Raw genomic sequence first — 22,719 nt, forward strand, 5'->3', positions numbered from 1 at the left:
CAAAAATGATCCGTCATACAGTGGTGTTCAGGCTGAAGCACAAGGAGAGCTCGGCCGAGGAGGCAAAATTCCTCGCAGACGCCAAAATACTGGCAGCGATACCGGGCGTCGAAAAGTTCGAGCAGCTGCGGCAGGTGAGCCCGAAGAACGACTTTCGCTTCGGCTTCTCGATGGAGTTCGCCGACCAGGCTGCCTATTCCGGTTACAACGACCATCCCGACCACGTCGCCTTCGTCCGCGACCGCTGGATCCCGGAGGTCGCGGCGTTTTTGGAGATCGACTACGCGCCGCTGAGCTAAGTTGGTGACTTGCCTGTGAAAGCTGCCAGTTGAGCGGCGAAAGCACGCTTGTAGGCGGGCCGGGCTTCGCCACGGGCGACATAGGCGGAGAGGTTCGGATATTCTTCCAGTATACCCGACCCGCTCAACCTTAGCAGCACGTGCACCATCATCAGATCGCCGGCGCTGAACGCACCATCGAGCCAGTCGGCATCGCCCAGGCGATCGGAAAGTTCGCCCAGCCGGTCACGGATGCGATCATCGACCATAGGCAGGCGCTGTTCGTGCCAGGTCTCGTCGCGCTCCAGGAGCACGGCTGTTTGGCGTCAAGGATCGGCGGCTCCACGGTGTTGAGCGCGGCAAACATCCACGAGATTGCGCGCGCCCGGGCATTCGCATCGTCTGGCAGCAGGCCAGCATGGCGCTCGGCGATATGGAGCACGATCGCCCCCGACTCGAACAGCGCGAGATCGCCTTCTTCATAGGTCGGAATCTGCCCGAAAGGGTGAAGCGCGAGATGCGCAGGTTCGTTCATCGCTTTGAACGAAACGAGACGAACTTGGTAAGGCTGGCCGACTTCTTCAAGCGCCCAGCGAACGCGCATGTCCCGCGCCAGTCCCCTGCCGCGATCGGGCGACCGTTCAAAGGCGGTGATGGTGGGGGTCATTGGCAGGCCTCATCTCGTCGTGTTTTCTTCGATTGTGGCATGCAAAGGACGAATGTCGCGCCGCAATTCCGACATCCGGGAACTGTTTTTCAATCGCGCATGACCGCCGCGACGGAGGCGCGTAGCGCGCTGGCGAAGTCGGGATGGTCATAGAGGTCGTTGTGGCCGGCCGCTATGACGATGTGGCTGCGCAGGTCGCGCGCAGCCGCACGCAGAGGCGCCGAACGCGCCGCAGGTACGATGGTGTCGTTCTCGGCGGTGATGACGGCCGTGGGCACGTCGAGGTCGCGCAGAGCTTCCGCCGCTTCCATGCGGTGCCGCAGCAAGAAGCGCACCGGCAACCAGGGATAGTGGTGAGCGGCGAGTTCTCTCAGCGAATCGAAGGGCGTCACCATGGCGATGCCGCGCAACTGCCGGGCCGTCGCCAGATCGGCCGCAACCGCAGCGCCGATGCTAAGGCCGATGGCGACGATGCCGGCTTTGGCATCGGCGGCCAGGTGGTCATGGGCGCGTCGGGCGTCCTCGAACAGGGAGGCGGCCGACGGGCTGCCGCTGCTCGGCGCATAGCCGCGATAGTGCAGCGCAGCGACCTGATGTTCGGGAAATAGCTGGTGCAGCATCAGGGCAAGTGCGTCGGCATTCCAGGCATTGCCGGCGAATCCGAGCAGCAGCGGGCGTGGCTCGGCCGCCGCCTGCCTCGCTGGCAGGCGGACCAGGACGATGCGCTCGCCGCCCTCCGTCGCCAGCTCGACATGGCGAGCCCCGGCCGGCAGATCGGGTCCGAAAGCCGCAAGGCCGGCCGGAAAAATCAGCCAGGACTGGAGCACATACACGACGGCGACAATCACCGCATAGAATGCTGCGACCGCGAGCGTCAGTTTCAGGAGCCACATCGCAGCAATGTCGCCCGGCGCCCGTCACCTGGCAAGGCGCTGCGCTAGTCCGCCACCTTCCATTGCTCGCGCGACTGGCTGGCCGGGTAGACGCCGAGAATCCGCATTTCGCGCGAGAAGAAGGCCAGTTCGTCGAGCGCCAGTTTTACCAGCGGATCGTCGGGGTGGCCCTCGATGTCGGCATAGAACAAGGTCGCGGTGAACGCGCCGAGCTGGTAGCTCTCGAGCTTGGTCATGTTGATGCCGTTGGTGGCGAAGCCGCCCATCGCCTTGTAGAGCGCGGCCGGCACGTTGCGGACGCGGAAGATGAACGTCGTCATCATCCTGGCGTCTGCGGAAGGGCGTTCTGCCCACTGCCTGTTCCTGGTCAGCACGACGAAGCGGGTGACGTTGCTGTCGGTGTCCTCGACATTCTCCTCGATGATGTCGAGCCCGTACAGCGTCGACGCCAGCGCCGGCGCCAGCGCCGCCATGGTGCGGTCCTTCAGCGCGGCGACCAGCTTGGCGGCGCCCGCCGTGTCGCCGGCGACCACCGGCTTCCAGCCGTTCTTGCGGATGTATTTGCGGCACTGGCCGAGCGCATGGATGTGACTATGCACGGTCCTGATCTCGTCGCGCCTGACGCCGGGCAGGACCATCAGCTGGAAATGGATCGGCAGGAAATACTCGCCGACGATGTGCAGCTTCGATTCCGGCAGGAGATGATGGATGTCGGCGACGCGCCCGGCAATCGTGTTCTCGATCGGGATCATGGCGAGGTCGGCCCTGCCGGTCTCGACCGCATTGAAAGCATCCTCGAAGGTCGGGCACGGCAACGGCTCCATATCAGGGAACATGTTGCGGCAGGCGGTGTCGGAATTCGCGCCCGGCTCGCCCTGGAAGGCTATTCTGTTGGTTTTTTCAGGCATGCCAAATGTCTCAGGTGTCCAGATGTCTCAGGTTGAAAGGACGGTTCTGGCGCGTTCGAGATCGTCCGGCGTGTCGACGCCGAACGGCGCCGACTGCACGATCTCGGCATCGATGCGCATGCCGGCCTCCAGCGCCCGCAACTGCTCGAGCTTCTCGCGCCGTTCCAGCGGCGACGGTTGCAGCGCGACAAAGCGCTCGAGCGCTGAGCGGCGATAGGCATATAGCCCGATGTGATGATAGAGCGGCCCCTCGCCCCAGGGTGCGGTGGCGCGGGTGAAATAGAGCGCCCGCAGCCGTGTCTCCGACAGCGGCGAGCCGACGATCTTGACGACATTCGGATTGGTCTTTTCCTCGTCGCGGACGATCTCGATTCCGAGCGTGGCGATGTCGACCGTCGCATCCTCGAAGGGCTTCAGTGCAGCCTTGATGATGTCGGGATCGATGGTCGGCAGGTCGCCCTGCACATTGACGATCGTTTCGACCTCGCGCCCGGGATCCAGCGTGACCAGCGCCTCGAAGATGCGGTCTGAGCCGGATTCGTGGCCGACGCGCGTCATCACCGCCTCGAAACCGTGCCTGCGCACCGCGTCCGCCACGCTGTCGGTATCGGTGGCGACCACCACCCGGCCGAGCCCGGCCTCGGCGGCGCGGCGGGCGACATGGACGATCATCGGAACGCCGGCGATGTCGGCCAGCGGCTTGCCCGGCAGGCGGGTCGAGGCCATGCGGGCCGGGATGAGGATGAGAGTGGACATCGGGTGATGAAGCATCCGAAAAAGAGCAAGGGAAAAGTGGCAAAAGGTCTCACTGGAAGCGCCCTTATAGGTGTTGCAACGCCAGAGCAAAAGACCTAGTTTCCGCCCGATTTGACCGCCTCGCGGGGTGGTTCACGATTACCGACGGACGGAGTGGACGGATCGGTCCGCCGGAAAAGGGAGCCTGGGGCGTATGGACTCTTTCGAAATCAACAAGCTGATCGGCGGCCTGCTCGGAACCGTGTTCGTCGTCTTCTCGGTCGGCATCATATCCGACGCGCTGTTCGCCTCCCCCGCACCGGAAAAACCCGGCTACGCCATCGAGGCGACCGAGGAGCCTGCCGAGGGCGGCCCGGCAGCCCCCGCCGCAGAAGCCAAACCGATCGCCGACCTCCTGGCCAACGCCAATGTCGAGGCGGGTGCGTCCGTGTTCAAGAAGTGCCAGGCCTGCCACACCGGCGAAAAGGGCGGACCGAACAAGGTTGGCCCTGATCTGTGGGATATCGTCGACCGTCCCATCGCCGAGCATGGCGGCTTCGCCTATTCGGCCGGCCTGAAAGAGTTTTCCAAAGGCGGCGCCGAAAAGTGGACCTACGACAACCTCAACCATTTCCTGCTCTCGCCGAAGAAACTGGTGAAGGGCACGGCGATGGGCTTTGCAGGCCTGCCGAAGGACGAGGACCGCGCCAACGTCATCGCCTATCTGCGCACGCTCTCGGACAATCCGAAGCCGCTGCCGACAGCTGGCGCGTCAGCAGCCGCGCCCGCTGAAGGCGCGGCGCCGGCCGAGGGTGCTGCACCGGCCAAGCCGGCCGAGGGTGCGGCGCCGGCCGCACCGGCGCCGGCCCCTGCTGTTCCCGCACCAGCTCCGGCGCAATAACGCAATTGTCATGGACGAATTCTTGAAAAAGCCGGGTTCAGCCCGGCTTTTTCAATGGGAAAAGCGCAGGTGCGGCGACAAAGCCGGCGTGTCGCGGTTTTCATGAGCGTCAAATGAACTAGATTGTCCGCTAACAGCTATCGCGCAGAGGAGAAGGCATGACGGTTGGCCGTACGTTTCTCAGATCGATGCTGGTTGTTGCGGCTTTTGCCGGCGGCCTGCAGGCAGTGTTCGCCCAGGAATGGCGCACCACCTCGTCGCTGATCGGCGAATCCAAATATGGCGACAACTTCCAGCACTATGATTACGTCAATCCGGACGCGCCGAAGGGCGGCACGCTGAATTCGGCGGTGCTCGGCACGTTCGACAGCTTCAATCCCTATATCGTCCAGGGTTCGCCGGCAGCCGGTTTTGCACAATTCGGCGGCGGCTTGCTCTACGACACGCTGATGGAGCAGGCGAGCGACGAAGGCAGCGTCAGCCATCCGCTGATCGCCGACGCCTACAAGCATCCGGACGACTATTCCTCTGCGACCTACCGTCTTGATCCACGGGCCAGGTGGCATGACGGCAAGCCGATCATCACCGACGATGTAATCTGGTCGTTTCAGGTGCTGAAGGCCAACAGCCCGATGTACAGCCGCTATTTCGAGAACGTCACCGATGCGGTTGCAATCTCTGATCGCGAAGTCGAATTCCATTTCAACCAGAAGGGCAACCGGGAGTTGCCGAAAATCCTCGGCGATCTCGTTGTGCTGCCAAAGCATTGGTGGGAAGGCACCGACGCCAACGGCAAGAAGCGCGACATCACCAGGCCGACACAGGAGCCGCCGCTGGGGTCCGCCGCCTACAAGATCGCCAGTTTCAAGCCGGGCACCGAAATCGTCTGGCAGCGCGTGCCCGACTACTGGGCAGCCAAACTGCCGGTGAAGATCGGGCGAGAGAATTTCGACAGGCAGCGTTTCAGCTATTTTCTCGACGACAATGCGGCCTGGCAAGCCTTCACCAAGGGCGGATTGCATGACATCAGGCCGGAAAACAGTTCGAGGCGCTGGAACACGGCCTATAATTTCCCGGCAGTCCAGGCCGGCGACGTCATCAAACAGGAATTCAAGACTGCCTCACCCGAACCGATGCAGGCGTTCATGCTCAACACAAGGCGTCCGCTGTTTGGGGATCGTCTGGTGCGCGCCGCGCTGACTTACCCGTTCGACTTCGAAACCATGAATCGTACCTTGTTCTTCGGTTCCAATACCCGTACCAGCAGTTACTTCCAAGGCACCGAACTGGCATCGAGCGGCCTGCCGCAAGGCAAGGAACTGGAGATCCTGGAGCCATATCGCGACAAGCTACCGCCCGAAGTCTTCACCCAGGAATTCAAGCTGCCGGTCTATGATTCGCCACAGGCGGAACGCAAATACCTCAAGACTGCGGTCGATCTCTTCGCCAAGGCGGGCTGGGTGATCAAGGGCGGCAAGATGGTCAATGCCAAGACGGGCGAGCCTTTCAAGTTCGAAATCCTCGGCTGGAACGATACCGACCAGGTCCTGTCCAGTCCCTACATCGCCAATCTGCGCAAGATCGGCGTCGACGCCACGCTGCGACTGATCGACCAGACCCAATACATCAACCGCATCAACAATTTCGATTTCGACGTCACCATATCGCAGCTGGGGCAGTCGGATTCGCCCGGCAACGAGCAGCGCGACTTCTGGAGCTCCAAGGCCGCCGACACGCCTGGATCGCGCAACTATGCCGGCATCAAGAACCCGGTCATCGATGCGCTGGTCGACCGCGTCATCTTTGCCACCGACCGCGACGATCTGGTTGCCGCCACCCGTGCGCTCGACCGGGTGCTGCTTTGGAATTACTATGTCGTGCCGCAACACCATCGGTCGGTGGTCTGGATAGCCTATTGGAACAAGTTCGGCATCCCCGAGAAGCAACCGACCTATAGCGGCGTCGACCAGAATTCCTGGTGGATCGACCCGGACAAGGAAAAGGCGCTGGCGGCAAAATACAAGAGTGGCAATTGATGGCGGCGCTCCCCTGCCGCGCCGCTCTGGCCCGCCGTGACTTTCTGGCCCTGGGCGCGGCGGCCACGGCGGCAGCTTTGTTGCCTGGCCGGGCTTTCGCCGCCATCCCGACAGGCGTCAAGCTGCACGGCCTGTCGGCCTTCGGCGACCTCAAATATCCCCAAGATTTCAGGCATTTCGATTACGTCAATCCGGACGCGCCCAAGGGCGGCCAGATGAATTTCGCACCGCCGAACGCCACCTTCAACCAGAGCTTCCTGACGTTCAACACGCTGAATTCCCTGGTGTTGAGGGGGGATTCGCCGCCGCGCACCGAACTCTGTTTCGATTCGTTGATGGCAAGCGCACTCGATGAGCCGGATGCGTTCTATGGGCTGCTTGCCGAGTCCGTTACCCTGTCTGAAGACCGCAATGGCTTCCGCTTCAATCTGCGACCGCAAGCGCGCTTCCATGACGGCACGCCACTGACCGCCGAGGACGTCGCCTTCGCATTGAAGCTTTACAAGGACAAGGGCCATCCGAACCTTTCCCAGGCATTACGGCATATGACGGACGCGGTCGCGGTCGACCCGGTTACCGTCGATCTCACCTTCAACGGCAAGCAGTCGGCGCAGAACATCCTTGCGATCGTCGCAATGCCGATCGTGTCCAAAGCCTTCTATACGGCCAACGAATTCGATGCGTCGACGATGACACCGCCGCTCGGCTCCGGACCCTACAAAATAGGGCGCGTGGCGGCCGGACAGACCGTCGAATATGAGCGCGTCGCCGACTATTGGGGCAGCGATCTGGCGGTGAACCGCGGCCTCTATAATTTCAACCGCATCCGTATTGATTTTTACATCAATCGCCAGGCAGCGTTTGAAGCCCTGAAAAAGGGCGACACGCATTTTCGCGAGGAATTTACCTCGCGGGTGTGGGCGACTGGCTACGACTTCCCGGCGCTGCAGGACGGCAGGGTCGTCAAACGTGAATTTCCCGGCGAGAAAGCGCCGGACATGCAGGCTGTCGCGCTGAACCAGCGTCGTCCGCAATTCCGCGATGTGCGCGTCAGACGGGCTATCGCCAATTGCTTCGATTTCGAATGGAGCAAGCGGGTTCTGTTTTACGGCTCTTACGAGCGCTCGCAATCGAACTTCGAACCGTCGGATTACAAGGCCGAGGGTCTGCCCTCGCCCGAGGAATTGGCCCTGCTGGAGCCGTTTCGAGCCGAGTTGCCGCCGGAGACCTTCGGCGAAGCGGTGATGCAGCCTGTCTCCGACGGTTCGGGCCACGATCGCAAGCTGCTGCGCGCGGCTTCGAGACTGCTTGCCGAGGCCGGCTGGAAGCGAGCTGGCAATTTCGTCGTCAATGAAAAGGGCGAGCGACTGCGGGTGGAAATGCTGGCCGAGGACGATGGCATCGTTCGGCTCTTCTCGCCGTGGTCCGAGAATATGAAGGCGATCGGCATCGACGCTTCGATCCGGCAGGTCGACTCGACGCAATACGAAGCGCGGCAGAGCAATTTCGATTTCGATTTCAACCTGTTCAGATCGTCGATCGGGGCGACGCCGACTGTTGATGGCCTGGAAAACCTCTATCACTCCCGGATGGCGAAAACACCGGGAACGCGCAACTATCCCGGCACCGAAAGCAAGGCCATCGATGCGCTGATCGAGGCAGCCGGCAAGGCGCAGAGCCGGGTCGAACTGGTCACGGCGCTCAAAGCACTCGACCGGGTCTTGCGCGCGCGGCTAGACTGGATTCCAACATATTATCTCGCGAATCACCGAGTCGCCTATTGGGACATGTTCGGCTTTCCTGAGCAGAAGCCCGATTTCGGCTTTCCGGTCGAGGCGCTGTGGTGGTTCGACAAGGACAAGGCGGCAAAGATTGGCAAAGGGTGAATATCTTGCGGTTGGCGCCGCCCCTCACCTGCCTGCCGGCATCCTCTCCCCGTATAGCGACGGGGAGAGGGGCGCTTTCATCGAGGGTTTCGCCATTCACAAGCGTCGCAATAAAGGCGCCGAGATTGCGGCCAGCCCCTTTCTCCCCGTCACTATACGGGGTGAAATGTCCGGCAGGACAATGAGGGGCGGCGCCAATATCGAAAAGTGGTCGGAGGCGATTGCCTCGAGGGCACCTCAAGCCACAGTGGTCCTCCTTGAGGAGGTTAAAAACTGATGGGCGCCTATATCCTGCGCCGCATCCTGCTGATGATCCCGACCCTGTTCGGCATCATGGCGGTGTCTTTCGCCGTCATCCAGTTCGCGCCGGGCGGGCCGGTCGAGCAGGTCATCGCCCGGCTGACCAACCAGGGCGGCAGCGATCGCCTTGGCGGCGGCGGCGGTGACGCCGGCGCCAGCAATTTCGACGTGGCCGGCGATGCCGGTTCGAGATATCGCGGCGCCCAAGGGCTCGACCCAGAATTCATCGCCAAGCTGGAAAAGCAGTTCGGCTTCGACAAGCCGCCGCTCGAGCGCTTCGGCATGATGCTGTGGAACTACATCCGGTTCGATTTCGGCGACAGCTATTTCCGTGACATCTCGGTGATCGATCTGATCCTGGAAAAGATGCCGGTGTCGATCTCGATCGGGCTATGGATCACGCTGCTGTCCTACCTGATCTCGATCCCGCTCGGCATCCGCAAGGCAGTCAAGGACGGCTCGGCATTCGACGTATGGACCAGCGGCGTCGTCATCGTCGGCTACGCCATTCCGGGCTTCCTGTTCGGCATCCTGCTGATGGTGCTGTTTGCCGGCGGATCGTTCTACGACTGGTTCCCGCTGCGCGGCATCACCTCCGACAATTGGGACCAGTTGTCGTGGCCGGCGAAAATCGTCGACTATCTCTGGCACATGACCTTGCCGCTGACGGCGCTGGTGCTGTCGGCCTTCGCCACCACGACGCTGCTGACCAAGAATTCGTTCCTCGAGGAAATCCGCAAGCAGTATGTGGTGACCGCGCGCGCCAAGGGCCTGTCGGAGCGGCAGGTTCTCTACGGCCACGTTTTCCGCAACGCCATGCTGATTGTCGTCGCCGGCTTTCCCGGCGCTTTCATCTCGGCCTTCTTCACCGGCTCGCTGCTGATCGAGAACATCTTTTCGCTCGACGGCCTCGGCCTGCTCGGTTTCAGGTCGGTGGTCGAGCGCGACTATCCGGTGGTGTTCGCCAATCTCTACATCTTCTCGCTGCTTGGCCTGATCGTCGGGCTGCTGTCCGACCTGATCTATACCTGGGTCGACCCGCGCATCGACTTCGAGCGGAGGGACGTCTGATGGCCGGGGCCGCAGCCGAAACGGCGCCGGAGCGGATCGCACGGCCCTGGCTGTCGCCGCTAAACCAGCGGCGGCTGCAGAATTTCAGGGCCAACCGGCGCGGCTACTGGTCGTTGTGGATCTTCCTCGTGCTTTTCGTGCTGTCGCTGTTTTCCGAATGGATCGCCAACGACAAGCCGGTCCTCGTCTCCTACAAGGGCGAGATCCTGTTTCCGGTCGTGGTCGCCTATCCCGAGGAGAAGTTCGGCGGCTTTTATGCGGTCACCGACTATCGCGACCCGGTCATCCAGGACGAGATCAATGCTCATGGCTGGATGATCTGGCCGCCGGTCCGCTACTCCTACCGGACCGTCAACAACGCCATCCCCGAGGCCGCACCGACCAAGCCGTCCTGGCTCTATGACGTCAAGACACGTTGCAACCAGTATCCGCAAGGTGCGGCCGACCCCAATTGCGTCGTCGGCAACTGGAACTGGCTGGGCACCGACGACCAGGCCCGCGACGTGCTGGCGCGCGTCATCTACGGTTTCAGGGTCTCGGTCCTGTTCGGCCTGATCCTCACCGCCGGCTCGGCGGTGATCGGCGTGACGGCCGGCGCATTGCAGGGTTATTTCGGCGGCTGGACCGACCTTCTGTTCCAGCGCTTCATAGAAATCTGGTCGGCGATCCCGGTGCTTTATCTCCTGCTCATCGTCGCCGCCATCCTGCCGCCCGGCTTCTTCATCCTGCTCGGGCTGATGCTGCTGTTCTCCTGGGTGGCGCTGGTCGGCGTGGTGCGGGCCGAGTTCCTGCGCGCCCGCAACTTCGAATATGTCAACGCCGCGCGCGCGCTGGGCGTACCCAACGGTACTATCATGTTCCGGCATCTGCTGCCCAACGCCATGGTGGCGACGCTGACCTTCCTGCCCTTCCTGCTCAGCGGCTCGATCTCGACGCTGACCTCGCTCGACTATCTCGGCTTCGGCCTGCCGCCCGGCTCGGCCTCGCTGGGCGAGCTACTCAAACAGGCGCAGCGCAACCTCAACGCGCCATGGCTGGGCATCTCCGGCTTCGTCGTCATCTCGCTGATGCTGTCGCTGCTGGTCTTCGTCGGCGAAGCGACCCGCGACGCCTTCGATCCGCGCAAGACGTTCAGATGAGCGAAGTTCCTCTTCTTTCCGTGCGCGACCTCAGCGTCGCCTTCGCGCAGGAAGGCCGCCAGTCGATGGCCGTCGACCACATCTCCTTCGACATCGCCAAGGGCGAGACGGTGGCGCTGGTCGGCGAATCCGGCTCCGGCAAGTCTGTCTCGGCGCTGTCGGTGCTGAGGCTGCTGCCCTATCCGGCCGCCAGCCATCCGTCGGGAAAGATCCTGTTCCAGGGCGCCGATCTGCTCGCTGCCGACGAGAAGGCATTGCGCCGCGTGCGCGGCAACAAGATCACCATGATCTTCCAGGAACCGATGACCTCGCTCAACCCGCTGCACACGATCGAGCAGCAGATCGTCGAGGTGCTGACGCTGCACCAGGGCCTGCGTGACCGCCAAGCCAAGGCGCGCACGCTGGAGCTGCTCAACGAGGTCGGCATCCGCGAGCCGGAGAAGCGGCTCGACGCTTATCCGCACCAGCTTTCCGGCGGCCAGCGCCAGCGCGTCATGATCGCCATGGCGCTGGCCAACGAGCCGGAACTGCTGATCGCCGACGAGCCGACGACCGCACTCGACGTTACCGTGCAGGCGCAGATCCTCGAACTGCTCGCGGAGCTGAAGAGCCGCAAGGGCATGTCGATGCTGTTCATCACCCACGATCTCGGCATCGTCAGAAAGATCGCCGACCGGGTCTGCGTGATGACCAAGGGCAAGATCGTCGAAACCGGCCCGACGAAGGAAATCTTCGCCAGCCCGCAGCACAGCTATACGCGGCACCTTTTGGCCGCCGAACCGAAGGGCAAGCCGCCCGCCGCCAACGCAGCCGCCAGCCCAGTGATGACCGGCCAGGACATCAAAGTCTGGTTTCCAATCAAGAAAGGCTTTTTCCGGCGCACCGTCGACAATGTGAAAGCGGTCGACGGCATCGACGTCACCGTGCGCGCCGGCCAGACGCTCGGCGTCGTCGGCGAATCCGGCTCGGGCAAGACGACGCTCGGCCTGGCGCTGGCCCGGATGATCTCGTCGACCGGAACCATCCGGTTCAACGGGCGCGACATCAACGAGCTGTCATTCAACGCCATGCGGCCGCTGCGGCGCGAGCTGCAGATCGTCTTCCAGGATCCGTTCGGGTCGTTGAGCCCGCGCATGTCGGTCTCCGAGATTATCGAGGAGGGGCTGAAGATCCACGAGCCGAAGCTGTCGCCCGATGAGCGCGACAAGCGCATCGTCGATGTGCTCGGGGAAGTCGGGCTCGATCCCGCCACGCGCAACCGCTATCCGCACGAGTTTTCCGGCGGCCAGCGCCAGCGCATCGCCATCGCCCGCGCCATGGTGCTCAACCCGCGCTTCGTCATGCTGGACGAACCGACCTCGGCGCTCGACATGAGCGTGCAGGCGCAGGTGGTCGATCTTCTGCGCAGCCTGCAGGCGAAGCACGACCTCGCCTATCTGTTCATCAGCCACGACCTGAAGGTCATCCGCGCGCTTGCCAACGACGTCATCGTCATGCGCAATGGCAGGATCGTCGAAGCCGGCCCATCCGAACAGATTTTCGAACGGCCGCAGACCGACTATACCAAGGCGCTGATCTCGGCCGCATTCAGGATCGAAACGGCGCCGGTCGGCATCGTCAGCGAATAGGCTGTACCCGCACAAAGGAAAAAGAACTCGCCATGGAAAAAGGCCGTGTCCTGCTTGCCCTCACCGGTATCCATCCAGGCCGTTGGCGCGAACTCTTGGCGGCCGAACGTGAGGTGGTGCTCGAGCCGGAAGGCGCCAGCGATCCTTCGATCACCTATGCGGTGGTTTGGAAGCAGCGGCCTAACCTTCTGTCGTCCCTGCCCAATCTGCGCGCTGTCTTTTCGATCGGCGCCGGCGTCGACCACATCTTCGCCGATCCCACTTTGCCCGACGTGCCGGTCGTCAAGGTCGTGGCCGACAATTTGACCCAATACATGACCGAATATGTCGTCTGGCGGGTGCTCGATCATCACCGTCAAGGCATGCTCTACAGGGCGCAGCAGCAAAAGAAGATCTGGCACGAGTCGCCGCAGCGGCCGGCCGGCGACATCTCCGTCGGCATCATGGGGCTCGGCACGCTTGGCCGCGCGGCAGCGTCGGTGCTTTTGTCGCTCGGCTTTGCGGTCAATGGCTGGTCGCGCAGCGAGCGGCCGATGGATGGCGTTGCAACCTATGCGGGTGAGGCCGGATTGATCCCCTTCCTCAACGCCACCGACATTCTGGTGGTGCTGTTGCCGCTTACGCCGCAGACGCATGGCATCATCAATTACGGCGTGCTGAAGGAGTTGAGGAAACGCAACGGCCTCGGCGGCTCGGTGCTGATCAATGCCGGGCGCGGCAAGTTGCAGAAGGACGCCGACATTCTGCGTGCGCTGGAGGACGGCACACTCAAGGAGGCAAGCCTCGACGTGTTCGAGGTCGAGCCGCTGCCGAAGACCAGCCGGCTGTGGAGCCACCCGAAGGTGTTCGTGACGCCGCATGCGGCGGCGACCTCCGATCCCGTGCATCTGGTGCCGATCATGCTGCGCCAGATGGCCGCCTTCGAGCGCGGCGAGAAGCTCGAGAATGTGGTGGATCGCAAGGCAGGGTATTAGAGCGCCGCGCGTCCAATTGGACGCGCAAAGGACGCTCTAACACTCTTTGAATCGGCGCATGATCCTTTCCGGAAATCGATTCCGATTTCCGGGGTCATGCGCTACCCGGCTTGCCACATTCGCGGCGGGCGATCGACCGGTTCATGGCGTCGATCCGGCCGCTTGCCTGTTCGACCTCGTCGCTGGGCCTTGGAGCGGGTGTCCGGCGTGAACGGGCCGAGGCCCACACCCGGACCGGAGAAGGACGGCTTGGCGTCCTGCGGCAGCCGGTATTGCTGCGCCAGCCGGTTTCGTTGCGCCAGCAATCGATCGCAAGGCACGCTGTCATACTGCAGCGAGGACTGGACATTCGCGTCCTGTCGCTCGGCAATCGAGGTGCCAACGCAGCCGGCTATCGCCAGGCAAGATGCCAAGACCACCAAGTTCCAGCGCATGCAACGTCCTCCGTGTCGGTGTCCTGCCCTTTCGGGCATGCGAGTCGGACTTTTTCGCAGCCGCCGCCATGCGTGGCGCAGGTGAACGAAAAGGGTCGCCGGACAAGGGCTGATGCGATTTCGTGATGGAGATCCCGCCGGCAGTTGCCTGTATGCCAAGTCAGCAGTCACTTGCAACAGGCTTCCCGCGCCGGAATTAGCAACTATCTTGGAGCCATGCGCGCCAGCGACCTGCTTCACCCCCGGCCCGAGGGCCTCTATTGCCCGCCCGGCGATTTCTTCATCGATCCGGTGCGGCCGGTCGGCCGGGCGCTGATCACGCACGGCCATTCCGACCATGCCCGTTCCGGCCACCGCTCGGTGCTGGCCACCCAACAGACGCTGGACATCATGCGGCTGCGCTACGGCGAGGGTTTCGCCGGGACGACGCAAGCGGCAGCACTCGGCGAGGCGATTGCGCTGAACGGCGTCAGCGTAACCTTCCATCCGGCCGGCCATGTGCTGGGCTCGGCGCAGATCGAGGTCGTGCATCAGGGCTCGTGCATCGTCGCTTCGGGCGACTACAAGCGCCAGAGGGACGCGACTTGCGCGCCGTTCGAACCGGTCAAGTGCGACGTGTTCATCACCGAGGCGACCTTCGGCCTGCCGGTGTTCCGTCATCCGCCCGATACCGAAGAGATCGCTCGCCTGCTGAAATCGACGGCGCAGTTTCCCGAACGCGCGCATCTGGTCGGCGCCTATGCGCTCGGCAAGGCGCAGCGCGTCATGCGCTTGCTGCGCGACACCGGCTATGACAGGCCGATCTACATCCATGGCGCTCTGGCCAAGCTCAGTGACTACTATCAGAGCCAGGGCATCGAGCTTGGGACGCTGGAGCCGGCGACCGTCGAAAGCAGTGGCAAGCAGGATTTCACCGGGGCCATCGTCGTCGGTCCGCCATCGGCCTTCGCCGACCGCTGGGCGCGGCGCTTTCCCGATCCGATCTCGTGCTTTGCGTCCGGCTGGATGCGCATCCGCCAGCGCGCCAAGCAGGGCGGCGTCGAACTGCCGCTGATCGTTTCCGACCATGCCGACTGGGACGAGCTAACCGCCACGATAAGGCAGACCGGCGCCGGGGAAATCTGGGTGACGCATGGCCGCGAGGAGGCCCTGGTGCGCTGGTGCGAACTCGAAGGCATCGCCGCGCGGCCGCTGCATCTCGTCGGTTATGAGGACGAGGGCGATTGATGGTGCTCATGGCCGATGTAGCTCTCTACGGCGCCCCCCTCTGGCCTGCCGGCCATCTCCCCCTCAAGGGGGGAGATTGGCAGCTTCGGCACCGCACTCATTCCTGCAACGTTGGAAATTGGCGAAATCAGTCGCGACAGCAAATCTCCCCCCTTGAGGGGGAGATGTCCGGCAGGACAGAGGGGGGCATCGTAGAGCGTGACGCTCGCCCATGGTTCTCACTCTCATGAACCGCTTCGCCGAACTCCTCGACCGCCTCGTGCTGACGCCGTCGCGCAACGGCAAGCTGACGCTGCTGAGCGATTATTTCCGCAGCGTCGAGGATCCGGATCGCGGCCTGGCGCTGGCTGCCATCACCGGCGACCTGACCATCGCGGCGGTCAAGCCGGCGATGCTGCGCGCGCTGGTCATGGAGCGCGTGGACCCGGTGCTGTTCGGCTATTCCTACGACTATGTCGGCGACTTGGCCGAGACCGTGTCGCTGGTCTGGCCGCAATCGCCGGCGGATGTCGCCAAACACGAGCCGACGCTCGCCGAAGTCGTCGCGAAATTGCAGGCGGCGAGCCGTTCCGACGGGCCGCAGGTGCTGGCCCGGCTGCTCGACAGCGCCAGCATCTCGGCGCGCTTCGCCATCATCAAGCTGGTCACCGGCGGTCTGCGCATCGGCGTTTCGGCGCGATTGGCCAAGCAGGCGCTGGCCGATCTCGGCAAGGTCGACGTCGCCGAGATCGAAGAACTCTGGCATGGGCTGACGCCGCCCTACGCCGAGCTGTTCGCCTGGCTGGAAGGCAAGGCAGACAAACCCAAAAGGACAGCGCTGGCGCTGTTCCGGCCGGTGATGCTGTCCAACCCGATCGGTGACGGCGATCTCGAAAAGCTCGACCCGGCCGACTACGCCGCCGAGTGGAAGTGGGACGGCATCCGCGTCCAGGCGGTTTCGGAAGGCGGCGTTCGCCGGCTCTATTCGCGCACCGGCGACGATGTTTCGGGGGCTTTTCCTGACCTGGCAGAGGCGATGGATTTCTCCGCTACCCTCGACGGCGAGCTTCTGGTCGGCGATCCCCGCCAGGCGACCGGCACGTTCTCGGACCTGCAGCAGCGGCTGAACCGCAAGAGCGTGACGCCGAAGATCCAGCAGCAATATCCAGCGTTCATGCGTTGTTACGACGTGCTTCAGATCGGCGACGAGGACTTGCGCACGCTCCCCTTCCGCGAGCGGCGCGGCCGCCTCGACGCCTTCGTGCAGACGCTCGATCCGAGCCGCTTCGATCTGTCGCCGCTGGTCGAATTCACCGACTGGCAGGCGCTGGAGGAATTACGCCGCAAGCCGCTGCATCCGGTCATCGAAGGCGTGATGCTGAAGCGCTGGGATTCGCCCTATCTCACCGGCCGGCCGAAAGGCCCATGGTTCAAATGGAAGCGCGATCCGCACACAATCGACGCCGTGCTGATGTATGCCCAGCGCGGCCACGGCAAGCGTTCGAGTTTCTATTCCGACTACACGTTCGGCGTGTGGTCCGGCCCGGAAGGATCGGAGGAACTGGTGCCGGTGGGGAAAGCCTATTTCGGCTTCACCGACGAGGAACTGAGGCAGATCGACAAATATGTCCGCGACAACACGATCGAGCGCTTCGGCCCGGTCCGCTCGGTGCGGGCCGACCGCAGACAAGGCCTGGTGCTGGAGGTGGCGTTCGAAGGGCTTAACCGCTCGACACGGCACAAATCCGGCGTCGCCATGCGCTTTCCGCGCATTTCACGGCTGCGCTGGGATAAGCCGGCGGCCGAAGCCGACCGCATCGAGACGCTGCAGGCGCTGCTCGATACCTGAGGCTCAAGGAACAATCGCGACGCGGATCTCGTAGATGTCGACCGACTTGCCCTGCTTGTCGAAGTCGGAATTGATGGCGATGGCGCCGGCAGCGCCCGGACGCTTGTCGGGAAACCGCACGTCGAAGAGGTATTCGTTGCGCTCGTGGCCGACCGCGTAGCGCTTGCGGCCGCAGTCGCCGAGTTCGCCGAAATTGCAGTCGACGGAGATCTGCGTCTCCTGGCCCTCCTCCGAGCGGGCGATGATGTCGAACGTGGCGTGCTTGCCGGCGAGTTTCTCCAGGACGCCTTGCTCGACGTCGAAGCTGATCGCCGAACCGGAGGCGCCCGACCGGATGCGCAGGAAGGAACCGCTGTCGTCCTGCATGACTTCGGCCTTGGCATCCGAGGGCGCGCTGACAAGCGTCGGGTCGCTTGGTGAAAACACATTGATCCAGTCGCGCTCCGCCTCGCCCGAGTTCAGCGGCGGGGCGGTGTCGCTTGGCGTGAAATCATCGTCTTCCACCGTTGGTGGCGTTTGCGGTGGGGCGGTGTCGAGTTCGGCCGCCGACTTGAAGACGCCGGTCTGGGCAGCGAAATAGAGGCCGATGCCGGCGGCTGCGAGCAGCGTCACGCCGAGGAAGATCGCGGTGAGAGGCAGGCGGGGACCCCTCACCCGTCGGTCGTCGCGGTCGGGCATTACCTCTGCGTCGCCGCTTCCGGTCGATGGAGGGGACGACATGTCGATCTCCGGCCCGTCGGGAAAAACCGGTTCGGGCATGATATCGGGAACGACCGGCAGGACGCGCGAGCGCGGCGCATCGGAAGCTGGGGATGCGTCGGAAGTGGGGCGCGCATGAGGCTCCGCCGGAGCGTCGACAACGACCTCGGGCGGCGGCGCCGGTTCCGCGTCGGCGCCGGCATCCGGTTCGGCATCGGCCTTGGGTTCGGCATCGGCTTCGCTGCCAGCCGGCTGCTCTACAGCGTCGTCATCGGTCGGCCGGCCGACAGCGGGAACCGCCGGCAGGAATTCGGATTCGATTTCGGTTATCTTGGCCTGCACCGCCTTGCGGCGCTTGATGGCGACTTCCACCGTCACGTTCGGGTTGGCCTGCAGGGCACGATCAAGTGCGGCGAAGGCCGACCGGTAGACCCGCTCGCGAAACGCGCGGTCTTCGGCATTGCCTTTCTCGAAGGCATTCCGGATCGCTTTTTCGATCGCGTCCAACGGGGACCCCTCTGCACGTACGGTCACATCGTCATGATCGTTAGCCGCAGGCGACCGATCAATCAACGGCCCAGCGCCCGCATTCTGCCCTGGCGATGCATCCAAGGTCGATTTCGGCTGTTTTCGGTAAAGGAATCAACATTTTTCGCCGATTTCCCGATGTAGTGCCAACGCGACAGAGCACAACCTGACGTTGAGCTTCGCGCGACCTCTTGGCGAGATCGGTGGGCGGTCGCCTATAGGCCCGCGACGAGGCGACACGAATTGCCAAGTCCCATCTTGAATTTGTGGCGGGTTGCGTCTATCACCCAGCGCATCTTGGAAGCCCTGGCTTCCCGGGCCGCTTTAGCTCAGTTGGTAGAGCACATCATTCGTAATGATGGGGTCAGGTGTTCGAGTCACCTAAGCGGCACCAATCTTTTCAAGAGCTTATCTAGTTTTTCAGCCTGTCACGTGCTTCTCCAGAGCGGACATTAGCTCATCGGTAGGAGTCGACCTGCGGACCATGCCTGATGGTAGGTGTAAGGGAACGTCGTGACCCCCATGCGATGAAGCGTAAGCGCGTAGGCGTCCCCACGTAGCGTGCAGGCGGTTGATCGCTCATTTTCAGCATGAATCATGCGGAGAATCCTATGAGCGACAGTATGAGCCATCATCGAACATTCGAGATTTTGACGGCGGAGCCTGTGCCGTCCCGACGCAAGCCGCGCCATCGGTCGGACGAAGAGAAGGCACGGCTTGTCGCCGAAGCGTTCTCGCCAGGGGGCAATGTCTCGGCGGTTGCGCGTTCCGAGGGGCTGGACCCCTCGCAGCTCTATGCGTGGCGCCGCAAGGCGCTTTCGTCGGGCATGGTTGCGCCACTGACGGAGGGAGCGAGCAAGCCGGCGAAGTTCACGCGCTTTGAAGCGGTGGGCAGCGACACGGTGGAAATCGTCATTGGCGACGCAGTGGTGCGCGCCGGCGGCGATGTCGATCCCGATCGCCTGGCGAGGATCATCCGCGCGGTTCGTAAGGCATGATCGCTTCCGGTGTGGTGGTTTACGTGTCGTGCCAGCCGGTCGACTTCCGCAAGGGCGCGGCATCTTTGATGGCGCTGGTCAGGGATGGCGGCCTGGACCCATTCTCGGGGGCACTTCACGTATTCCGTTCGAAGCGTGCGGACCGGGTTCGCATCGTGTGGTGGGACGGCAGCGGGGTTTGTCTTTATTCGAAGACTCTGGAAGATCACAGCTTCTGCTGGCCGGGGATATCGGCCGCGCGCATGCGTCTCGACCACGCCCAGTTGATGGCGCTTCTGGCCGGACTGGACTGGAAAAAGATTCGTCCGGCCAGGGTCAGGCGGCCGTTATCGACGGGCTGAAACCGGCCTGCGGCAAGATGAATCATGCGGCTGGAACGGTTGGGAAAGCGGCTGTTTTTGTGCTCTGTTGCTTGCCATGGTTCTACCGGGTCTTGCCCTTCCCGACGACGTTGATGCGCTGAAGGCGATGATCCTTTCCATGGCTCGCGAGCAGGCTGCAAGCGAGGCCCGGATCGCAGTCGCCGACGCTCGGATCGCAGCATCTGAGGCGGAGGTCGCCCGGCTGAAAGCTGTCGAGAAAAGCGCCAGCGAGCGGATCGCCAATCTCACGTCAATCCTGAAAGTTTTACAGCGCACGCAACATGGCACGCGTTCCGAGCGGCTACGCCTGGCCATCGACGACGAGCAGGCCTCCTTTGCCTTCGAAGAGGTCGAGACCGGCCTTTCGGAAATCCGGAGCGAACTCGACCGCGCGGTCGGGAACAAGCCGAAGCGCGCCCCGCGTCCGCGCAAGGGCTTTGCTGCCCACCTCGAACGCATCGAGGAGGTCGTCGAGCCGGAAATCCCGGCCGACTGCGAGGGGCTTGAAAAGGTTCTGATCGGCGAGGATCGATCCGAGCGGCTGGACGTCGTGCCGCCGAAGTTCCAGGTCATCGTCACGCGCCGTCCCAAATACGCCTTCCGGGGCCGTGACGGCGTGGTCCAGGCTCTGGCGCCGGCGCACATCATCGAAAGCGGGCTGCCGACGGAGCGGCTGCTCGCCTATATCGCCGTCTCCAAATACGCCGACGGCCTCCCGCTTTATCGGCAGGAGGCGATCTATCTGCGCGACGGCGTCGAGATCAGCCGGTCGTTGATGGCGCAGTGGATGGGGCATCTGGGCTTCGAGCTGCAGATGCTTGCTGATTACATACTGGAGCGCATCAAGGAGGGCGAAAGGGTCTTCGCCGACGAGACGACCTTGCCCACCCTTGCCCCTGGTTCCGGGAAAACCACGAAAGCCTGGTTGTGGGCCTACGCACGGGATGACCGACCCTATGGCGGAACCAGTCCGCCAATGGTTGCCTATCGTTTTGAAGACAGCAGAGGTGCGGATTGCGTGGCGCGCCACCTCGCCGGATTCAGCGGTATCCTGCAAGTGGATGGCTACTCGGCCTATACCAACCTGGTCAAGGCACGGGCCAAAGCCGGCAGCAATGAAACAATCCGGCTCGCCGGGTGCTGGGCTCACCTGCGGCGCAAATTCTACGACCTGCACATCAGCGGGGTCTCGCAGGCCGCGACGGATTCGATCATCGCCATGACCGAATTGTGGAAGGTCGAGGACGAGGTCCGCGGCAAGGATGCCGGAAGCCGCGCCGCGCTACGTCAGGAAAAGTCCGTGGCCATTGTCGCGAGCCTCTTCGATCTATGGGAAGCGGAACTGGGCAAGGTCTCCGGAAAATCCAAGACCGCCGAGGCGATCCGCTACGCGCTCACCCGGCGGGAGGCGCTGGAACGCTTTCTGATGGACGGTCGCATCGAAATCGACTCCAATATCGTCGAGCGTGCAATCAGGCCCCAGACGATCACGCGAAAGAATAGTCTATTCGCCGGCAGCCACGGCGGTGGACGAACCTGGGCGACGGTAGCCACCTTGCTGCAAACCTGCAAAATGAACAGCGTCGATCCGCTCGACTGGCTCTCGCAGACCTTGACCCGCATCGCTCAAGGCTGGCCGGCATCCGAAATCGAAATGCTCATGCCTTGGAACTTTAGGCCTGACGTTATCGGCTGACCGCTTACGATGAAGCGGCGGTAGGCCGCCGCTCCGAATTTGAGCGGCCCGTCCGGCAACGCTATAATTGACCGGCAGGGACGTTATCGATGACGCAAATCAGAGCCATGACTGAGCAGGACGTGCCGTCGGTATCGCTGCTCATTGGAGAGTCTTGGCGCAGGACGTACTTGCCAATCATGGGGTACCGAGACCGCGGCCCGGATTGCGGATGAAGATCACACGCTGCAGCGGATTGCGGCGGAACTGACAGACACCAACAAATTGTCGTTCGTGGCAGAACGGCCAGACGGCTCGATTGCCGGCTACGCGATGGCTAGGATGAATGAAGCCGGCGACGTCATGCTTGACCGGCTCCACATCGATCAAAGCGAGTACGGCACCGGGCTAGCCGCTAATATATTGCACGCTGTCTTTGCCGCCCGTTCCGGCATCCCGAGCATCGCACTCGAAGTGCTCGAGGGAAACGACCGGGCAATGGCCTTTTACCGCAAACATGGTTCGAAGTGGTCGATCGCAGGGCCGCGTCGCACCTGCAAGCCCATGCCAAACTTTCACGATTAGACAGCCAATCGCAAAGCCCTTTGCGCGGCCGATAGCCGGTGCTTTTCGAAGATTGCTAGCTTCTGCGGGTAAGTGATCCGCACCTTGGCGTTGCACCCGTCGCATCTGAAGTGCGCGATCGTTCTTAACGCAGAGCCCTTCCTTACCGCCGGATGCGAGCAATCCGGACAATGAAATGTGAGGGCAACATCAGACAAGTCTATCGCTAAACCCATTTTCCATCCCCTTTGCAAGCGCTGTGGCCACACTCTGGCGAGTCTCAATAAGCAATTAAGATGCCAACCCGGCTGTGCTAAAGCGGGGCGGAACGTTCCCGTCCGCGCGCCGCTGCTTGTCGAAGCCGCGATGTAAGGCTCGATCGCGCGCTCGTGGACCAGCCAAAGGGAATCTCGGCCGAGGCGTGGCCACTGCCGGCGGCCAACCGTTTCGGGATCGAGGCCGAAGCGATCCTGGTGCGCTCGATCGTCGTGCCTGCCGCGCCTGCCTCCGCATGACGGATGGCGCGGCTTCGCAAAGCGCACATGATTTCGTCACGTGAGATGCCGATGTCGCCAAGAACGTCATCGGGTAAACGGCTCAACTGGTCCGTTGCCGACAAGAGAGGCTTTCGCTCGGCGCGGAGGCGTAACCACCTGCGAAATGAACCAATGGCGGCAGCATGAATTATAACCATGATCAGATCGTCCCTTCATTGATCTGAATTGACCGGTACGGAACGGCGCGAACGGCACTCCGGGCGAGAGCGTCAGCCGTCCGCGAGGCAAGTTAGGCGTAGTGGTCGATGGATTGGTTTTGCCGCGGCGTGCCCATACGGCGGGCGGTGGCTGGCCCCGGGCCACGCATGTAATAAAGCTCCGGGCGGTAGCGCGGCGCGACGAATTTGCGAAACCCCGCAGCAAGTTTTGTGACGGGATCCAAGAATTTCATGACCGTTCCCTTTCCCTTCGCCGGCTTGCACACGAGCCGC

21 protein-coding genes, 1 tRNA gene and 1 pseudogene are annotated in these 22,719 nt (G+C 62.9%); 16 read left to right on the forward strand and 7 right to left on the reverse strand.

Going from position 1 to position 22,719, the window contains the following annotated elements:
* Positions 1-5 precede the first annotated feature (5 nt).
* Positions 6-299 carry a Dabb family protein gene (locus JG739_RS00330; protein WP_202364753.1) on the forward strand — a complete coding sequence of 98 codons (294 nt, stop codon included), beginning with the start codon at positions 6-8 and terminating at the stop codon, positions 297-299.
* Here JG739_RS00330 and JG739_RS00335 read toward each other — a convergent pair.
* The 4 genes and pseudogenes from JG739_RS00335 to JG739_RS00350 form a co-directional block, all read right to left on the reverse strand.
* Positions 296-945, reverse strand: a pseudogene (locus tag JG739_RS00335) (glutathione S-transferase family protein). The gene JG739_RS00330 and the pseudogene JG739_RS00335 sit on opposite strands and share 4 nt — an antisense overlap.
* 89 nt (positions 946-1,034) lie before the next feature.
* Positions 1,035-1,838 carry an alpha/beta hydrolase gene (locus JG739_RS00340; protein WP_202364754.1) on the reverse strand — a complete coding sequence of 268 codons (804 nt, stop codon included), beginning with the start codon at positions 1,836-1,838 and terminating at the stop codon, positions 1,035-1,037.
* Between the two features lie 44 nt (positions 1,839-1,882).
* The gene (locus JG739_RS00345) at positions 1,883-2,746 is read right to left on the reverse strand and encodes a prephenate dehydratase (protein WP_202364755.1); all 864 of its coding nucleotides are present in this window, start codon (positions 2,744-2,746) and stop codon (positions 1,883-1,885) included.
* Between the two features lie 27 nt (positions 2,747-2,773).
* Positions 2,774-3,502 carry a 3-deoxy-manno-octulosonate cytidylyltransferase gene (locus JG739_RS00350; RefSeq protein WP_202364756.1) on the reverse strand — a complete coding sequence of 243 codons (729 nt, stop codon included), beginning with the start codon at positions 3,500-3,502 and terminating at the stop codon, positions 2,774-2,776.
* Positions 3,503-3,695: 193 nt separating this feature from the next.
* On the opposite strand from JG739_RS00350, the gene JG739_RS00355 reads away from it, so the two are divergent.
* The 7 genes from JG739_RS00355 (at position 3,696) to JG739_RS00385 (ending at position 13,416) form a co-directional block, all read left to right on the forward strand.
* Entirely contained in the window at positions 3,696-4,382 is a 687-nt protein-coding gene (locus JG739_RS00355) for a c-type cytochrome (protein ID WP_202364757.1), read from the forward strand.
* 158 nt (positions 4,383-4,540) lie between these two features.
* A complete protein-coding gene (locus JG739_RS00360) occupies positions 4,541-6,418 on the forward strand; it encodes an extracellular solute-binding protein (protein WP_202364758.1) in 1,878 nt (625 codons plus the stop codon).
* Positions 6,418-8,304, forward strand: a complete 1,887-nt coding sequence (locus JG739_RS00365) for an extracellular solute-binding protein (protein WP_202364759.1) — start codon at positions 6,418-6,420, stop codon at positions 8,302-8,304. Before JG739_RS00360 ends, JG739_RS00365 begins: the two co-directional genes overlap by 1 nt.
* A gap of 276 nt (positions 8,305-8,580) precedes the next feature.
* Entirely contained in the window at positions 8,581-9,675 is a 1,095-nt protein-coding gene (locus JG739_RS00370; protein ID WP_202364760.1) for a microcin C ABC transporter permease YejB, read from the forward strand.
* Entirely contained in the window at positions 9,675-10,814 is a 1,140-nt protein-coding gene (locus tag JG739_RS00375) for an ABC transporter permease (protein WP_077377127.1), read from the forward strand. The genes JG739_RS00370 and JG739_RS00375 overlap by 1 nt, the downstream gene beginning before the upstream one ends.
* Positions 10,811-12,442 carry an ABC transporter ATP-binding protein gene (locus JG739_RS00380; RefSeq protein ID WP_202364761.1) on the forward strand — a complete coding sequence of 544 codons (1,632 nt, stop codon included), beginning with the start codon at positions 10,811-10,813 and terminating at the stop codon, positions 12,440-12,442. The genes JG739_RS00375 and JG739_RS00380 overlap by 4 nt, the downstream gene beginning before the upstream one ends.
* A 32-nt stretch (positions 12,443-12,474) precedes the next feature.
* The gene (locus JG739_RS00385) at positions 12,475-13,416 is read left to right on the forward strand and encodes a 2-hydroxyacid dehydrogenase (protein ID WP_202364762.1); all 942 of its coding nucleotides are present in this window, start codon (positions 12,475-12,477) and stop codon (positions 13,414-13,416) included.
* Positions 13,417-13,517: 101 nt separating this feature from the next.
* On the opposite strand, the gene JG739_RS00390 is transcribed toward JG739_RS00385, so the two are convergent.
* Positions 13,518-13,850, reverse strand: coding sequence for a hypothetical protein (locus tag JG739_RS00390; RefSeq protein ID WP_244749658.1), 333 nt, complete (start codon positions 13,848-13,850; stop codon positions 13,518-13,520).
* A 216-nt stretch (positions 13,851-14,066) separates the two neighbouring features.
* On the opposite strand from JG739_RS00390, the gene JG739_RS00395 reads away from it, so the two are divergent.
* Complete coding sequence (locus JG739_RS00395; protein ID WP_202364763.1) at positions 14,067-15,077, forward strand: ligase-associated DNA damage response exonuclease; 1,011 nt, start codon at positions 14,067-14,069, stop codon at positions 15,075-15,077.
* A 226-nt stretch (positions 15,078-15,303) separates the two neighbouring features.
* Positions 15,304-16,905 (forward strand): cisplatin damage response ATP-dependent DNA ligase, encoded by a 1,602-nt coding sequence (locus JG739_RS00400; RefSeq protein WP_202367278.1) that lies wholly within the window; start codon positions 15,304-15,306, stop codon positions 16,903-16,905.
* 3 nt (positions 16,906-16,908) lie between these two features.
* Here JG739_RS00400 and JG739_RS00405 read toward each other — a convergent pair whose 3' ends face one another.
* Entirely contained in the window at positions 16,909-18,111 is a 1,203-nt protein-coding gene (locus JG739_RS00405; RefSeq protein ID WP_202364764.1) for a hypothetical protein, read from the reverse strand.
* Between the two features lie 339 nt (positions 18,112-18,450).
* Between JG739_RS00405 and JG739_RS00410 the strand changes: the two genes are divergently transcribed.
* The 6 genes from JG739_RS00410 to JG739_RS35975 all read left to right on the forward strand — a co-directional run bounded on the left by JG739_RS00410 (position 18,451) and on the right by JG739_RS35975 (position 22,246).
* Positions 18,451-18,526: transfer RNA gene (locus JG739_RS00410), tRNA-Thr, on the forward strand.
* 217 nt (positions 18,527-18,743) lie between these two features.
* On the forward strand, positions 18,744-19,130 hold the full coding sequence (locus JG739_RS00415; protein ID WP_183445375.1) for a transposase: 387 nt from the start codon (positions 18,744-18,746) through the stop codon (positions 19,128-19,130).
* A complete protein-coding gene (tnpB, locus tag JG739_RS00420) occupies positions 19,127-19,471 on the forward strand; it encodes an IS66 family insertion sequence element accessory protein TnpB (protein WP_183445374.1) in 345 nt (114 codons plus the stop codon). Before JG739_RS00415 ends, tnpB begins: the two co-directional genes overlap by 4 nt.
* Before the next feature lie 76 nt (positions 19,472-19,547).
* Positions 19,548-21,188 carry an IS66 family transposase gene (gene tnpC / locus JG739_RS00425; RefSeq protein ID WP_183445373.1) on the forward strand — a complete coding sequence of 547 codons (1,641 nt, stop codon included), beginning with the start codon at positions 19,548-19,550 and terminating at the stop codon, positions 21,186-21,188.
* A gap of 264 nt (positions 21,189-21,452) precedes the next feature.
* On the forward strand, positions 21,453-21,752 hold the full coding sequence (locus JG739_RS00430) for a GNAT family N-acetyltransferase (protein WP_342216430.1): 300 nt from the start codon (positions 21,453-21,455) through the stop codon (positions 21,750-21,752).
* 368 nt (positions 21,753-22,120) lie between these two features.
* The gene (locus tag JG739_RS35975) at positions 22,121-22,246 is read left to right on the forward strand and encodes a hypothetical protein (RefSeq protein ID WP_274609418.1); all 126 of its coding nucleotides are present in this window, start codon (positions 22,121-22,123) and stop codon (positions 22,244-22,246) included.
* A gap of 271 nt (positions 22,247-22,517) precedes the next feature.
* On the opposite strand, the gene JG739_RS00440 is transcribed toward JG739_RS35975, so the two are convergent.
* Positions 22,518-22,679 carry a hypothetical protein gene (locus tag JG739_RS00440; RefSeq protein WP_202364766.1) on the reverse strand — a complete coding sequence of 54 codons (162 nt, stop codon included), beginning with the start codon at positions 22,677-22,679 and terminating at the stop codon, positions 22,518-22,520.
* Between the last annotated feature and the right edge of the window lie 40 nt (positions 22,680-22,719).

Source organism: Mesorhizobium sp. L-2-11 (genome assembly GCF_016756595.1).
Lineage (GTDB): Bacteria > Pseudomonadota > Alphaproteobacteria > Rhizobiales > Rhizobiaceae > Mesorhizobium.

Bases quoted from the DNA above. Each gene is read 5' to 3' on its own strand.
- JG739_RS00340 (WP_202364754.1), bottom strand. From the start codon at position 1,838: ATGTGGCTCCTGAAACTGACGCTCGCGGTCGCAGCATTCTATGCGGTG.
- JG739_RS00380 (WP_202364761.1), top strand. From the start codon at position 10,811: ATGAGCGAAGTTCCTCTTCTTTCCGTGCGCGACCTCAGCGTCGCCTTC.
- JG739_RS00415 (WP_183445375.1), top strand. From the start codon at position 18,744: ATGAGCGACAGTATGAGCCATCATCGAACATTCGAGATTTTGACGGCG.
- JG739_RS00360 (WP_202364758.1), top strand. From the start codon at position 4,541: ATGACGGTTGGCCGTACGTTTCTCAGATCGATGCTGGTTGTTGCGGCT.
- tnpC (WP_183445373.1), top strand. From the start codon at position 19,548: ATGGTTCTACCGGGTCTTGCCCTTCCCGACGACGTTGATGCGCTGAAG.
- JG739_RS00385 (WP_202364762.1), top strand. From the start codon at position 12,475: ATGGAAAAAGGCCGTGTCCTGCTTGCCCTCACCGGTATCCATCCAGGC.
- JG739_RS00355 (WP_202364757.1), top strand. From the start codon at position 3,696: ATGGACTCTTTCGAAATCAACAAGCTGATCGGCGGCCTGCTCGGAACC.
- JG739_RS00370 (WP_202364760.1), top strand. From the start codon at position 8,581: ATGGGCGCCTATATCCTGCGCCGCATCCTGCTGATGATCCCGACCCTG.
- JG739_RS00375 (WP_077377127.1), top strand. From the start codon at position 9,675: ATGGCCGGGGCCGCAGCCGAAACGGCGCCGGAGCGGATCGCACGGCCC.
- JG739_RS00350 (WP_202364756.1), bottom strand. From the start codon at position 3,502: ATGTCCACTCTCATCCTCATCCCGGCCCGCATGGCCTCGACCCGCCTG.
- JG739_RS00390 (WP_244749658.1), bottom strand. From the start codon at position 13,850: ATGCGCTGGAACTTGGTGGTCTTGGCATCTTGCCTGGCGATAGCCGGC.
- JG739_RS00365 (WP_202364759.1), top strand. From the start codon at position 6,418: ATGGCGGCGCTCCCCTGCCGCGCCGCTCTGGCCCGCCGTGACTTTCTG.
- JG739_RS00400 (WP_202367278.1), top strand. From the start codon at position 15,304: ATGAACCGCTTCGCCGAACTCCTCGACCGCCTCGTGCTGACGCCGTCG.
- tnpB (WP_183445374.1), top strand. From the start codon at position 19,127: ATGATCGCTTCCGGTGTGGTGGTTTACGTGTCGTGCCAGCCGGTCGAC.
- JG739_RS00330 (WP_202364753.1), top strand. From the start codon at position 6: ATGATCCGTCATACAGTGGTGTTCAGGCTGAAGCACAAGGAGAGCTCG.
- JG739_RS00395 (WP_202364763.1), top strand. From the start codon at position 14,067: ATGCGCGCCAGCGACCTGCTTCACCCCCGGCCCGAGGGCCTCTATTGC.
- JG739_RS00345 (WP_202364755.1), bottom strand. From the start codon at position 2,746: ATGCCTGAAAAAACCAACAGAATAGCCTTCCAGGGCGAGCCGGGCGCG.
- JG739_RS00440 (WP_202364766.1), bottom strand. From the start codon at position 22,679: ATGAAATTCTTGGATCCCGTCACAAAACTTGCTGCGGGGTTTCGCAAA.